The organism is Pseudarthrobacter sp. CC4, from assembly GCF_048957775.1.
Lineage (GTDB): Bacteria > Actinomycetota > Actinomycetes > Actinomycetales > Micrococcaceae > Arthrobacter.
This window is the reverse complement of sequence record NZ_JARCCZ010000005.1, coordinates 46,703-60,946: the sequence shown is the minus strand read 5'-3', so window position 1 is coordinate 60,946 and position 14,244 is coordinate 46,703. Positions and strand designations below refer to the sequence as shown.

At 67.3% G+C, this 14,244-nt stretch carries 9 protein-coding genes; 4 read left to right on the top strand and 5 right to left on the bottom strand.

Annotation, left to right across the window (positions count from 1 at the left end):
* The first annotated feature begins 228 nt into the window (after positions 1 to 228).
* Together PV768_RS05695 and PV768_RS05690 are read left to right on the top strand one after the other, a co-directional pair.
* Positions 229 to 1,479, top strand: a complete 1,251-nt coding sequence (locus PV768_RS05695; RefSeq protein ID WP_421092500.1) for a Gfo/Idh/MocA family protein — start codon at positions 229 to 231, stop codon at positions 1,477 to 1,479.
* A complete protein-coding gene (locus PV768_RS05690) occupies positions 1,479 to 4,799 on the top strand; it encodes a family 78 glycoside hydrolase catalytic domain (RefSeq protein ID WP_421092499.1) in 3,321 nt (1,106 codons plus the stop codon). The genes PV768_RS05695 and PV768_RS05690 overlap by 1 nt, the downstream gene beginning before the upstream one ends.
* Positions 4,800 to 4,823: 24 nt before the next feature.
* Here the strand turns inward: PV768_RS05690 and PV768_RS05685 are convergent, their stop codons facing one another.
* From PV768_RS05685 to PV768_RS05665, 5 genes are read right to left on the bottom strand one after another with little or no spacing between them, the layout of a single operon-like run.
* Positions 4,824 to 6,077, bottom strand: a complete 1,254-nt coding sequence (locus PV768_RS05685; protein WP_421092498.1) for an MFS transporter — start codon at positions 6,075 to 6,077, stop codon at positions 4,824 to 4,826.
* A gap of 44 nt (positions 6,078 to 6,121) precedes the next feature.
* Complete coding sequence (locus PV768_RS05680; RefSeq protein ID WP_421092497.1) at positions 6,122 to 6,748, bottom strand: Poxvirus protein I5; 627 nt, start codon at positions 6,746 to 6,748, stop codon at positions 6,122 to 6,124.
* 22 nt (positions 6,749 to 6,770) lie between these two features.
* Complete coding sequence (locus tag PV768_RS05675) at positions 6,771 to 7,688, bottom strand: carbohydrate ABC transporter permease (RefSeq protein WP_421092496.1); 918 nt, start codon at positions 7,686 to 7,688, stop codon at positions 6,771 to 6,773.
* Complete coding sequence (locus tag PV768_RS05670) at positions 7,685 to 8,638, bottom strand: sugar ABC transporter permease (RefSeq protein ID WP_321214359.1); 954 nt, start codon at positions 8,636 to 8,638, stop codon at positions 7,685 to 7,687. The genes PV768_RS05675 and PV768_RS05670 overlap by 4 nt, the downstream gene beginning before the upstream one ends.
* 48 nt (positions 8,639 to 8,686) lie before the next feature.
* On the bottom strand, positions 8,687 to 9,976 hold the full coding sequence (locus PV768_RS05665) for an ABC transporter substrate-binding protein (protein ID WP_421092495.1): 1,290 nt from the start codon (positions 9,974 to 9,976) through the stop codon (positions 8,687 to 8,689).
* 199 nt (positions 9,977 to 10,175) lie between these two features.
* On the opposite strand from PV768_RS05665, the gene PV768_RS05660 reads away from it, so the two are divergent.
* Both PV768_RS05660 and PV768_RS05655 read left to right on the top strand, forming a co-directional pair.
* A complete protein-coding gene (locus PV768_RS05660; RefSeq protein ID WP_421092494.1) occupies positions 10,176 to 12,191 on the top strand; it encodes a beta-galactosidase in 2,016 nt (671 codons plus the stop codon).
* Between the two features lie 491 nt (positions 12,192 to 12,682).
* Positions 12,683 to 14,239 (top strand): HNH endonuclease, encoded by a 1,557-nt coding sequence (locus PV768_RS05655; protein ID WP_421092493.1) that lies wholly within the window; start codon positions 12,683 to 12,685, stop codon positions 14,237 to 14,239.
* The last annotated feature ends 5 nt before the right edge of the window (positions 14,240 to 14,244 follow it).

The window sequence follows — 14,244 nt, the reverse complement described above, 5'->3', positions numbered from 1 at the left end:
CCCTCCATTTCTCCATCGTTGCAGAGGCGAAGGCGGTAGTGGTCCGCGTCACGCCAGTAATCGGTTTCTCGAAAATCTAGACCCCCTGAGGCGGTCGGGTCAAGCCAATTTTTGAATCGTTACATAACTGGACTCCACCCCTTCCCGTCCCGCACACTGGTTGGTGGAAAGCGCTTGCTGAATCCTGCTCGCGCAACGGCCAGTGCCCGCCGGGCAGAACGGAGAACCATGGGAACGCCAGGAGGCACCCGTTCCACCGAAACGCCCGCCGAAGCGTCCGCCGAAGCGTCCGCCGGGGCCTGGGCGCCTGCCATGGACGGCAGCAGGGCAGCCAGGGTGGCCCTCGTCGGCGTGCACGGCTTCGGCACCCACCACCTCCGCAACCTTGAACGGCTCCAGGCGGCAGGCGCCGTCGAACTCATTGCCGTGGCGGACCCGCAGCCGCCGGAAGCCGGTTCCCTCCCGCCGTCGGCCGCGGTCTATCCGGGGCTGGCCGAGCTGCTCGCCGCCACCCGGACGCTGGACCTGGTCATCGTGGCAACCCCCATCCAGACCCATGCCCCGCTGGCGCTGGCGGCCCTGCGGACAGACGCGGACCTCTATCTGGAGAAGCCTCCCGTTGCGTCATTGGCGGACTTCAACCGGCTCTGTGACGCAGCCGCGGCATCGGGCAGAAGCGTCCAGGTGGGGTTCCAGAGCCTCGGTTCGCATGCCCTGCAGGCCATCGAAGACCTGCTGGCGGACGGCACCATCGGCACGCTCCAGGGCATTTCGGCCACGGGCCGCTGGGTCCGCGACCGGGCGTACTACAAACGCTCACGGTGGGCCGGAAAGCGCAGCATCAACGGCGTGGACGTGGTGGACGGTGTGGCCACCAATCCCCTGGCGCATGCCGTGGCAACGGCGTTGAGGATCGCCGGGGCACGGACCACGGCTGATGTGGTGTCCGTGGAAACCGAGCTGTACCGTGCCAACGATATCGAGTCCGATGACACCTCGGTGATCCGTATCCGCACGGTGTCCGGCCTGCCCATCACCTGCGCCCTCACCATCTGCGCGACGGAATCGGTGGAGCCCTGCGTCACCCTCCAGGGATCAGCCGGAACTGCCGTGTTCCACTACACGGAGGACCGCCTGAGCGTCACCACGGCGGCCGGCACCTCCGAGGAAACCTATGGCCGCGACGACCTCACCGAGAACCTCCTGGCGCACCGGAACGGCGGAACCCCGCTGACCAGCCCGCTGCTGGACAGCGGCGCATTCATGCTGGTCCTGGAAGCGGTCCGGACCGCTCCGCCGCCCGCGCCCATCGGTGATGCGCACGTCCGGTGGGAGGGGGCAGGTGAAGCAGCCCGCGCCGTCGTCCTTGACATCGAGCCGGCACTGGACCGTGCCGGCCGCGGGCATGCCACGTTCAGCGAGCTGGGCCTGCCGTGGGCCACCAGTGCCCCTCACGCCTTCAGCCTGCCGGTTTCCTGATGCGCCGGCAGTGGGCAGGAAAGGCCCCGGCACGCAAAGCACCAGCCACCGCCACCGGCCAGCTGCACGCCGTCAACCTCCTGACCGACGGCCTCGCGGCCTGCCTGACGGCCACGCCGCGGCCCACCTTCAGCTGGCAACTCGCCCAGCAGGAGGGCGCAGACCCGGCGCGCGCACTGCAGACCGGCTTTGAAATCACGGTGGAAGACTCACAAGGGGTGAAGTTTTGGAGTTCGGGGCCGGTCCCCTCCGCCGCCCAGCGGGGCGTCCCCTATCGCGGGCCAGCGCTCGACGACGACACAGACTATGCCTGGCGCGTGCGGGTCCGCGACGCAACAGGAATGCCCGGGGCCTGGTCCGCGGCGCAGCCTTTCAGCACCGGGCTTGCCGATCCTTCCTGGCAGGCGGACTGGATCAGGAGGGTGCCCGGCGGCCGCGCACCCCTGGAAATCCTGGACAACGCCCTGCGGGTGGCGGGCTCGCCGTTCCTGCCGGTTCCCTGCCCGCCTGTCCGCAGCTTCCGCCTTGAAGCCCGCGTCCGGCCGGCCATGGGATGGGCGGGACTGATCCTGCGGAGCAACGGACCCGGCACAGGCCTGCTGCTGGAACTCAACACGGCGGGCGAGGTGGTCCTGCGGCATGCACCGCAATGGGACATTCCCGCCCCGGGCGCCCCGGAGACCGCCGAGCTGGCCACGGCCCGGCTGCCGCGCCAGGACCTGGCGTCCGGCTCGTGGCAGGACCTGGCGGTCACCGATGACGGGCTGGCCATCACAGTCTCCCTGGACGGTGTGGAACTCTTGGCCGTGCATGAGCCGGCCGCTGCCGGGTCCGCCGGCAAACTCGCCCTGCACCAGGGTCCGCGGACCCAGGCCGAGTACGCGTCCCTTCGCATCACCACCGCCGGCGCCCTGCTGCTGGACCACAAGTTCAACGCCGCCGGGGACCACGCCCGCGCCTGCCTGGCCCACTGGAGTTCCACTACGGCGCACCGCCAGCCGGATGAATGGACCTTGTTCCGGACCACCCTGACGTTGACCGGTACAGTGCGCCGCGCGCGGGTGTTCCTGGCCGCGAACCACCACGCGCAGCTCTCCCTGGCCGGTACCGCCTGCTTGAGCACAACATCCTTCGGCTATCCGGGCGAAGGCTACTACGACGCCGCAGACGTCACCGGGCTGCTCGCCGCCCAGCCTCCGGCCACAGCTGTTCCGCTGACGGCCCTGCTCCACTGGTACGGCCCGGGCCAAGGCCGCGCCGCCGGACTGCCCGGCCTGCTGATCCACATCAGCGTGCAGTACACGGACGGCCGCCGGGAAGTGTTCGGCTCCGGAGCGGACTGGACCGCAGGCGAGGCGCCCTACCGGCAGTCCGGGTACCGCAACGACGAGGGCGACCCCGTGGAACACCTGGACGGGCATGCTGCCGCCGCGGCTCCCTTCGCCGCCGATGACCTGCCCGCCGCGATCAGTTACGGCGGCCACCCGGCACCGGAATTTCCCCGGCTGCACCCGCGCCGCACTTTCCTTGCCCAGGAATTCGCCGCGCCCAAGGCCTTTCTGGCGGCTGACGACGGCACGCTGGTGGCGGACTTCGGCCAGGTCCTTCCCGGGCGCCCCGAAGTGGACTTCCTGGACGGCGTTCCCGGCCGCACCCTGATGATCCGTACCGGCTACACCCTCCGGTCCGACGGACGGGTGGACACCGGAAGGACGGCAAGCCAGAACACGGACATGTCCTTCCCGTATACGCAGTCGGCGGGCCCGCAGCAGTTCCGGGCCACGGTGCACCTGGGCTTCCGCTACCTTGAGCTTCCCGGCGTGGACACCGCAGAGGTGAACCGGTTGGGCGCACTGGTGGTGCACGGCCGGCACCCGGGCGAGGCGAGCTTCAGCAGTTCGGATCCCGCCCTGAATGATGTCTTCAAGCTGCTGCGGGACTCAGCACTGTTCGGCGTCCAGGAGCAGTTCGTGGACACCCCTACGCGGGAGAAGGGCCAGTTCCTGGCGGACGCCGTGAACATCTCCTACGCCACGATGGCGCTCTTCGGGGAACATGCCTATACCGCCCAGGCGCTGCGGGAGTTCGGCTGGTCGGCGGCCCGGTACTGGACAGACGGCGAAGACCGCGGCCGCTACAACGCGGTATACCCCAATGGGGACGGCAAGCGCGACATCCCGGATTTCTCCCTCATGATTCCCGAGTGGGCCGAGGAGTACCATCTGCGCACCGGGGACCTCGCCCTGATCCGGGAACTGCTGCCGCACTGCCGCAACACCGCGGACTACGCGCTGCGGTACATTCCGGCAGATGGTCCGACGGCGGGACTGGTCACCCGGCTGGGCGGCGGTTCCGGCCCCTACCTGCACGGCATCGTGGACTGGCCCGAACCCGGCCGGTTCGGCTACGACATGGAGTGCGCGGCCAAGACAACCGTCAACGCCCAGGCCTATTCTGCACTCGTCGCCACGTCCCGGCTCTGCAGCCTGGCGGGCGACCACGAGGCCGCCATCCGCTACGCCTTATCTGCCCGGCACCTGGCCGGCGCAATCCGCGCCCGCCTGCGCGTGGACGGTGTGATGGTGGACGGCCTGCACGCCGACGGCACACCCAGCTCGCACGCCTCACAGCACGCCACGTCCTTTCCGCTGTCCTTGGGCATCACTGAGCCGGAACTGGCGGCCTCTGACGCCCGGCGGATCGCCGGCCTGGGCATGATGCAGGGGCCCATGACCGTGCACCGCCTGGTTCGCGCACTCCTTTCCCAGGGGCTGACGGACGCCGTGCTGGACCTTCTGACGGACAAGGACCAGCCCGGCTGGGCACGTCTTTTGGACCGCGGTGCCACCTTCACCTGGGAGGCGTGGGACCTGGTGGAGGGAACGGACTACAGCCAGTCCCACGCCTGGTCGGCATCCGTGGCCAAGGAGATCCTTGAACACCTGCTGGGCGTCCGGTACAGCTCACCGGGAGGCTGCGGGCTGGTGCTCGAGCCACCGCTGTGCCGGCTGGAACATGCCCGCGGCTCCGTGCCTGCGGCGAACGGATATGTGGAGGCCAACTGGAGCCGGGAAGACGGGCTGGTGCGGCTGGAATGCACCATTCCGGCCGGAACCACCGCAGTTGTCCGGCTGCCGGCCGGCAGGTACCGGGTCACGTCCCGGGCCAAGGACGCTGCGGCGGATGCCGCCGTCGAACATTCCACTCCGGCGAGTGCCGCGAAACCGGGCATGCATCCCGACGGCGGCACGGCCAGCGGTGCAGCCAAGGTGGAGTTCCGCGTCCTTGCCGGCACCTGGACGTTCTCGCCGTCCCGGTGATCCGCACCCGCGCCGTACGCGGGCTTAGGTTTTCCGGGAGTTCAGCCAGAGCAGGAATCCGATGACGGCGGCTGACAGCATGCCTCCGGCGCCGGTGGCCACCAAGCCGAGGCGCACGCCGAACTGCTCGGTCAACCAGCCGGCCAGGAGGCCGCCCAGGGCATGGCCGCCGAGCAGGAGCGGAAGGTAGAGGGCCATCACGCGGCCACGGATTTCCGGCCCGGCTTCAAGCTGGACCGCGGTGGCGGCGCTGGTCAGGAACAGGAGGGTCATGAGGCCCACCACCGCAAGCATCGCAGTGAAGAGGACGAGGTCGGGCATCAGGGCAGCCACCAACTGGGAGAGCCCGAACAGGCCGGCGGCGGCCACGATCCCCTTCCGGCCCAGGCTTCTCAGCCGGGCTGCCAGGAGCGCTCCGGCCAGGGCACCGAGGGCGCTGACGGTATTGAAGAGGCCGAACCCTTCAACGCCGTTGTGCCACACCCGCTCGGCGAACGCCGCCAAGACCACCGGCCCGTTCATGCCGAACACACCCAACAGCCCGGCCAGGGCAATGACCAGCAGCAACGGAGGCCGTTCCCGGACGTAGCGGAACCCGGCCAGGAGCCGGCCCTGCCCGCGAACCACCGGAACGCTTGTGTGCAGCTCGGCAGGACGGATGGCCGCGATCAGGCCGAGGACCAGCAAGCACAGCAACGAGTTCGCCGCGAACGCCGCGGCCGTTCCTGCCTGCGCAATGACAACTCCTGCCAAGGCCGGCCCCGCCATGGCGCCCAGCTGGCCGGTTGCATTGTTGAGGCCGATTGCGGGCCGGAGGGCGGCGTCGCCTACCACTTCGTTAACGAACACCTGGATGGCAGGCTGGTTGATGGCCGACGTCACGCCGAGCGCAGCGCAACTGGCGTAGACAGCCCAGACGGTGATGGTGCCGGTCGCCGCCCAGGCCGCCAGGCCCAGGGCCAGGACGGCAACGACGGCCTGGCAGGCCAGCATGATGCGCCGCTTGGAAAACATGTCCACCAGCAGGCCGCTCAGGGGCCCCACCACCAGCATGGGAAGGAACTGGAGGGCAACGGCCACGCCCACGGCGGCGGGACTGCCGGTCAGCTGCAGCACCAGCCAGTCCTGGGCGAGCCGCTGCATCCACACACCCACGCTCCCTGCAAACACCAGGGCCAGGAAGAGCCGGTAGTTCCGCTGCGTCAGCGGCTGGTACCACCGGGGCTGGTCCTGCGGGGAATGGACGGACTGTTCGGAACGCTGGCGGTCGGAAGACACGTCGGACTCAACTCAATAGTGGCGGGCAGGACCAGGAAAAATGTTCAGCGGGCGGAACGCAGTTTGACCGCCGCGGCGGCGAGGATGAGGGTGCCGGGAACCACCACGAAGAGTGCTGCGAGCATCCAGACGAAAACCACTGCCCCGAAGAGTGCGGCAGCCAGCAGGAGCGATCCGGTCCAGTCCCCGACGGCCAGCGATTGGGCATTTTCGAGCGCCAAGCGCCAGGCACTCTTGCCGTCCTTTGAAGAGACTGCGGCGTCAGGCCACCCGGCGGCGGTGCGCAGCAGCAGGATGGCCGCCCCGGCGGCAAGGATCACGGTGGCCGGCAGGACCACTTCGCGGCCGGGCAGCTGCCCCACCCACGCGAGCAGCAGGTTGAGGACAATCACGACGGCGGCTGCCGCCGTCGTGATTCCCAGCTTCCAGCTGCCGGGCAGGGCAGCTTTGAACGTGCCCCAGAGGCCGCGGACGGAATCGTCGCGGCCGGAGAGGTGCCGTTCCAGGTGGGCGATTCCCGCCGCGTACGCGGCGGGAATCGTCACCAGCGGGATGGAGAGCACCAGGACCAGCACCCCGGCCAGGAGGGTCTCGGAGAACAGTGCGAAGCGGTTCACCGGGACGGGTTCGTGATGGTTGGGGGCGGGTGTGGTGCTGTCCATGACGCTCATTTTCTGTCTCGGGTTCCCGGCACTAGCCTTTGAGGCCCTGGGTGGAGACGCCTTCGACGATGTAGCGCTGGAACACCAGGAAGAAGATCAGCACGGGCAGGAGGGCCAGGACGGACATGGCGATCATGGCGCCGTAGTCCGAGGACTGGGTCTGGTCCACGAAGAGGCGCAGCGCCAGGGGCAGCGGGTACTTGTCCGGGGTGTTCAGGTAGAGCAGCGGGCCCAGGAAGTCGTTCCAGCTCCAGATGAAGGAGAAGATCGAGGTGGAGATCAGGGCCGGCTTCATCAGCGGGAGCATGATGGACGTGAAGATCCGGACGTGGCCGGCGCCGTCGATCCTTGCCGCCTCGTCCAGCTCACCGGGGAGGTTGCGCATGAACTGGACCATGAGGAACACGAAGAACGCGTCGGCGGCGAGGAACTTGCCGATCAGCAGCGGCACGTACGTGTCCACCAGGCCCAGCTGCTGGAACACGATGTACTGCGGGATGATCACCACGTGGAAAGGCAGGAGCAGGGTGGCGATCATCATGCCGAAGAACACGCTGCGGCCGGGAAACTTGATCCGGGCGAACGCGTAGGCGGAGACCGACGCGGAGAGGACGGTTCCCGCCACGGCACCGACGGCCAGGATCAGGGAGTTGGTGAAGAACTGCAGGGTGGAGACCCCGCCGATCCCGTCCATGGCTGTGACGAAGTTGTCGAAGCTGAAGTTGTTGGACCACAGCGACGTGTTCGCGCCGCCGATCTCGGCATTGGGCTTGAACGAGGAGGCGATCATCCACAGGCCCGGGTACAGGACCACGGCCGTGAGTGCCAGCGCCACGACGTGGAAAATGGTGCTCTTGGCGCGCTTCGCACCCGCTGATTCGGCCTTCGGGTTGTAGTGCGGCACCTGTGCGTCGCGGGCGGACTGGGTGGGGGTTGCCATGGTTGTCATTTTGCATCACCGCTGTAATGGACCCAGGACTTGGACGTGCGGAAGATGATCAGGGTCAGGATGCCCACCACGATCAGGAGCAGCCAGGCCATGGCCGAGGCGTAGCCCATCCGGAAGTCGCTGAAGCCCCGCAGGTAGAGGTAGAGGGTGTAGAAGAGGGTGGAGCCGGCCGGGCCGCCTTCACCGTTGGAGATGATGTAGGCCGAGTTGAAGATCTGGAACGCGTGGATGGTTTCCATCAGCAGGTTGAAGAAGATCACCGGCGACAGCATGGGCCAGGTGATGTTGAGGAACTTCCGCACCGGCCCGGCCCCATCCATGGACGCGGCCTCGTAAAGGTCGTTGGGGATCTGCTTCAGGCCGGCGAGGAAGATCACCATCGGGGCGCCGAACTGCCACACGGTCAGCAGGATGAACATCGGCATGGTCATGGCCGGGTTGCCCACCCACCCGCCGAGGTTGATCCCGAAGAGGGACAGGCCCTGGTCCACTGGGCCGGAATCGCCGAACATGGCCTTCCAGACAATCGCGATGGACACCGAGGCGCCGATCAGGGACGGGGCATAGAACGCGGACCTGTAGAACCCCTGGCCGCGGCGCTTGCTGTTCAGGAGCATCGCCACTGCCAGTGCGGCGGCGAGCTTGAGCGGGGTACCGAACACAACGTAGCTGACGGTCACGCCCACCGACTGCAGGAACCGCTCGTCCTGGAAGAGGGTGGTGTAGTTGTCGAAACCGATCCATTTGGGCGGATCAAACAGGTTGTAGTTGGTGAAGGACAGATACAACGAGGAAATCATCGGCCCGATGGTGAGGGCGATGAATCCCAGCAGCCAGGGCAGCAGGAAGGTATAGCCGGCGCGGGCGTCCACCCCCCGCTGCCGCGACTTGCGCGGCAGCGGGGAGGCGGACGACGTCGAACGCCTGCTCAGGGTTGGGCTTTGGGTCACGGGTTCATTCCGTCAGTTGTGGACGTCTTGGTCAGTCAGTCTGCCTGGTCAGGCGTTCTGCTTGATGAGGTCTTCGGCTTCCTTGAACCAGGAATCGGCTGCACCGTCGATGGTCAGCTTGCCGTAGTTCAGGTCCGAGCTGACCCGCTTGAAGGATGTCTCGAGGGTGCCGAAACCGACGATGGGCGGCTCGGGAGCGTCCTTGAGGTACTGCTCGATCGACTTTTCGTAGTCGACGACGAGCTTGTCAGTACCTTCGAAGGTGGTGCCGTCCCGCTGGGTCTTCGACGCCGGAACGCCGCGGGAGGTCTTGAAGATGTTGCCCACCTCGGGGTCGTTGACCATGAAGTCGATGAAGCGGGCAGCAGCATCCTTGTACTTGGTCTTGGCACTGGCCACCATCAGCATGGACGGCTTGAGGAACAGGCCCAGGTTGTCCGGGTCATCCGAGGGCACCGGCACAAGCTTGAGCTCCTTGGCGCCGCTGTCCCCGAGGTAGGCAGCCATGAAGTTGTCCCAGGTGACTTCGCTGGCGGTGACATTCGAGCCAAAGGGGGACTTGGGGGCGAGCTGGGTGACGCGCTCTTCGGAGACGAGGGCAGGGGTGCCGCGAAGGGCGGCGGCCTGGTTCCACCACTTCTTCAGGTCATCCTTGGTGAAGCCGAGCTTGCCGTCCTCAGTGAACGCTTGGATGTTGTTCTGGCGCAGCCAGATGTTGAACATCCACCAGACGCCGGTGTAGTCGGTGGAGCCGAAAAGTGCGCCGTTGCCCTTGGTGCCTACTTCGGCGAGGAAGGCGTTGTACTCCTTGTAGGTCCACGTGCCGTCCGGCTCGGCAATGCCCAGGGAGGCCAGCTTGGCGGGATCGTAGTAGACGGCGAAGGCGTTGGTGCTGGTGGGGATGCCGTAGGTCTTGCCCCGGATCTGGCCGGACGGCAGGAGGGACTTGTCAAAGGCATCCGTGTTGATCTTGACGGTACCCAGGTCCAGGAGCTGGTTGCGCTGGCCGTAATCCCGCAAGTAGGAGAGGTCCCACTGCATTACGTCGGGCAGGCCGCCGCCGGCAGCTTCGGTGGCACGCTTCTGCCAGTACCCGGCGAAGTCGGTGAAGTTGCCGTTGACCTTGATATCCGGGTTCTTCGACTCGAACAGGGCAATGGCCTTGCGGGTGCGCTCCGCACGGTCATCGTTGCCCCACCAGGTGTAATTGATGGTGACGGGCTTCTCGGCGGTGCCGGCCCCTCCGGAAGAGCTGGAGCCCGTTCCGCACGCCGCGAGGGCCGCAGCAGATGCGGTGCCGACGGCCACGGTGGTGAGGAAATGCCTTCTGTTGATCATGGGAGCCTCCTTGCTCGATCTGTGCAATGCTGTCGCCCACCTGCAACGGGAGTAGTGAGCTGGCTTACACGGCTTCTGAATCGATACAATATCGGCATTCCCGGCTGCGGGCAAGCGTTTTCCATGAATATGGGCAAGCGTTTTCCAAGAACACGTTTTCTCCCAGTGCCACAGCCCTCTCATTAGATGAAGGAGTCCCATGGATTCGCAGGATATCTCCCAGCCGGCCAGCGTCTGGAACAACATCGGAGGCATCGCCTACGGCGGGGACTACAACCCAGAGCAGTGGCCCGTCAGCGTCCGCCTGGAGGACCTGGAGCTGATGAGGGAAGCGGGCGTGAACTTCCTGAGCGTGGGAATTTTCTCCTGGGCACTGCTGGAACCCGCCGAAGGGAAGTACGACTTCGGCTGGCTCGATGAGGTGCTGGACAACCTCCACGGCATCGGCGTCAAGGTCGCCCTGGCCACCGCCACCGCAGCTCCCCCGGCATGGCTGGTACGGAAGCATCCGGAAATCCTCCCGGTCACGGCTGACGGAACCGTGCTGGGCCCGGGGTCACGGCGGCACTACACGCCGTCGTCGGCCGTTTACCGCCGCTACGCCAGCGGCATCACCCGGATGCTCGCGGAGCGCTACAAGGACCACCCCGCCCTGGCGCTGTGGCACGTGGACAACGAACTGGGCTGCCACGTTTCGGAGTTCTACGGCGAGGAAGACGCCGCCGCGTTCCGCCTGTGGCTCGAGCGGCGGTACGGCAGCATCGCGGCCTTGAATGCCGTCTGGGGCACCGCGTTCTGGTCCCAGAACTACGGCTCATTCGAGGAGATCCCGCCGCCCGCAGCCGCGCCTTCCACGCTGAATCCGGGGCAGCAGCTGGACTTCCAGCGCTTCAGCTCCTGGGTACTCATGGACTACTACCGCGAACTCGTGGCGGTCCTGCGGGAAGTCACACCGGGGGTGCCGTGCACCACCAACCTCATGGCTTCCAGCGCCACCAAGTCCATGGACTACTTTGACTGGGCCAAGGACCTGGACGTCATCGCCAACGACCACTACCTCGTGGCCGCCGATCCGGAGCGGCACATCGAACTCGCGTTCAGCGCGGACCTCACCCGCGGCATCGCGGAAGGGGACCCGTGGATCCTGATGGAACATTCGACGTCGGCCGTCAACTGGCAGCCGCGAAACCGGCCCAAGATGCCCGGGGAAATGCTGCGCAACTCGCTGGCGCACGTGTCCCGCGGTGCCGACGCCGTGATGTTTTTCCAGTGGCGGCAAAGCTTCGCCGGCTCGGAGAAGTTCCACTCGGCCATGGTGCCGCACGGCGGCCGGGACACCCGGGTGTGGCGCGAGGTGGTGGAACTGGGGGCGGACCTGAAGCGGTTGGCTCCGGTGCGCGGTTCGCGCGTGGAATCGCGGGTTGCCATCGTGTTCGACTACGAGGCCTGGTGGGCCAGTGAGATCGACTCCAAGCCGAGCATTGACGTGCGGTACCTGGACCTGCAGCGGGCGTTCCACCGCGCGCTGTTCCTTCGGGGCGTGTCCGTGGATTTCGTGCACCCTTCCGCTTCCCTTGATGGATACGACCTCGTGCTGGTGTGCACCCTGTACACCGTCACTGACGAGGCCGCGGCCAACATTTCCGCCGCGGCCTCCGCCGGCGCCACTGTGCTGGTGAGCTACTTCAGCGGGATCGTGGACGGGAAGGACCACGTCCGGCTGGGCGGCTATCCAGGGGCCTTCCGGGAGCTGCTGGGCGTTCGGGTTGAGGAGTTCCATCCATTGCTGGCCGGGTCGCAGCTGAAGCTGAGCGACGGGACCGTTTCTTCCATCTGGAGCGAGCACGTCCACCTGGCCGGCGCGGAAGCCATGCAGGCGTTTACCGAGTATCCGCTGGAAGGCGTACCGTCCCTCACGCGACGGGCCGTGGGTTCGGGAGCGGCCTGGTACCTGGCCACGTTCCCCGATCCCGACGGCATTGATTCCGTGGTGGACCGGCTGTTGGAAGAGTCCGGTGTGGCCCCCGCTGCTGCGGCCGACCCTGGTGTGGAACTGGTGCGGCGGCGCTCTGCCGACGGGCAGGGCTTCCTTTTCGCGATCAACCACACGCGTTCGGATGCCGCCGTAGAGGCATCCGGCCAGGATTTGCTGACCGGCGAACCGTTTCCGGGGCGGGTCCCGGCGGGCGGCGTGGCGGTAGTTGCGGAGGGCTAGTCACCCGCGCCTAAGAACGTGCGACGGCGGCGCCTCCTTTGGCGTCGCCGTTCCGCTTTGCACAGGGCGGCCTGGAGGCGGGGCCGCTTGGGGCGGAGCGGCACAGGGCGGAGCGGCTTTTCCCGTTTTCCACATAGGGCTTTTGGGTGGCTGTCGTTGTCACACCCTGGTGGAAGACTTTGGCTATGGAAGCGGTATTGGGGACGGTTGCAGTGCTGGGGGCGGAGCCTCGGGTGCCCCTTGCTGCCAGCGTGCCGCAGCCCTCGCCTGTGGTTATCGAAGGGGATAAGCCGGACTCCTCCCCTGCCATTCCGACCTTTGCCGATAAACCCCACGCATCGCGTGCCATTCCCACCGCTGCCGATACACCCCACCCAACGCCTGTTGTTCCGGCTTCCGGAGGCGCGCCTGCGTCCCTGCCTGCCGCGCCGACCCTCGCTGATGCATTGGCCGTTCTGGCTGGTATTCCTGTGGCCCGCGATAGTGCGGGGATGGTTGAGCAGATGCGGCAGTGGGAGGACCTGAAATGCCTGGCCGGCGCGCAGCAGGCCCGGCTTGCTGTGGCCTTCGATCTATTGCAGCGGCAGGAGCAGGCTGACGCCGGCGTGCCCGTGGATGAGCAGGGCGCCGGTGTCGCGGCGCAGATCGCACTGGCACGGCGGGAATCCCCGGCCAGGGGGTCCCGGTTGCTGGGCCTGGCCAAAGCCCTTACGGGCATGCCCCCCACCTTCGCCGCCTTTCGGAGCGGCCAGCTGAACGAGTGGCGCGCCACCCTGATCGTGAAGGAAACCATCTGTCTCACGGTGGAGGACCGTGCCGGCGTGGATGAGGAACTCGCTGCCGACACCGGCACGCTCGACGGCGCCGGCGACCGCGCCATCGTCGCCGCAGTCCGCGCCGCGGCGTACCGCCGGGACCCCCGCTCCATCGCAAAGCGGGCCGCACGAGCGGTTACCGAACGGACCGTGAGCCTTCGCCCGGCCCCTGACACCATGACCTACCTGACCGCGATGCTCCCCGTTGCCCAAGGCGTCGCCGCCTACGCCGCCCTGGCCAGGGACGCCGATGCCGCCCGCTCTGCAGGAGACGAACGGTCCCGGGGGCAAGTTATGGCCGACACCCTCGTCGACAGGGTTACCGGCACCCCGGCCGGCATCAGCGGGGTGGAGATTCAGCTCGTTATGACCGACCGCGCCCTGCTCAAGGCCGATTCAGAGACCGCCCGGCTTCCCGGGTACGGCACCATTCCCGCAGACTCGGCCAGAAACATCGCCCTTGCCAGTACATCGGCCGCGGGAATGCCGGCCACAGACCCAAGCACCGGCAGCGCCGGTTCTCCTGCCGCTGACGGCACCGCCGGCGACGGTGCCGGAGGCGAGGGTGCAGGAGGCGAGGGTGCCGCGGGCGACCACGCCGCTGCTGTTCGCCGCGAGCTTGATGTGTGGGTCCGGCGGCTTTACACCGCCCCCGGCAGCGGGGACCTGATGGCCATGGATGCCAAAGCCCGGCTTTTCCCGGCGGGGCTGAAGCGCTTCCTTCAAGTCCGGGACGAAACCTGCCGCACCCCGTACTGCGACGCCCCCATCAGGCATCACGATCACATCGCTTCCTGGCATAGCGGCGGAGCCACCAGCGCCGGCAACGGCCAAGGCCTCTGCGAAGCCTGCAACCACACCAAGGAAACCGGCGGCTGGGCGGCAGAACGCGTGCCCGGCCCGCGGCATACAGTGGCAACCACCACCCCAACCGGCCACACCTACTATTCCACCGCACCACCCCTCCCCGGAACATTCCCGGTACCTCAGGAAGACGGTAGGGGGCCACACCAGATGGACCCGGGAGCGGAGCCACCCGGTCGTGCACATCCGGCCCGCCCCGCCCGGGCCCCGGCAGTCGCACAGTCGCCACCCCACGATGCCGTCCAACTCCCGGGAAGGGTGATGCCGCCGCGCGTCTATAGGCGGGGAGAACGCGTCCATGCGCAAGGAGCAGGTGTCGGACGGCCACGGTCCAGGGAAAGCGCTCTTCCCTGGCCGCCACAAGATTAGACAGC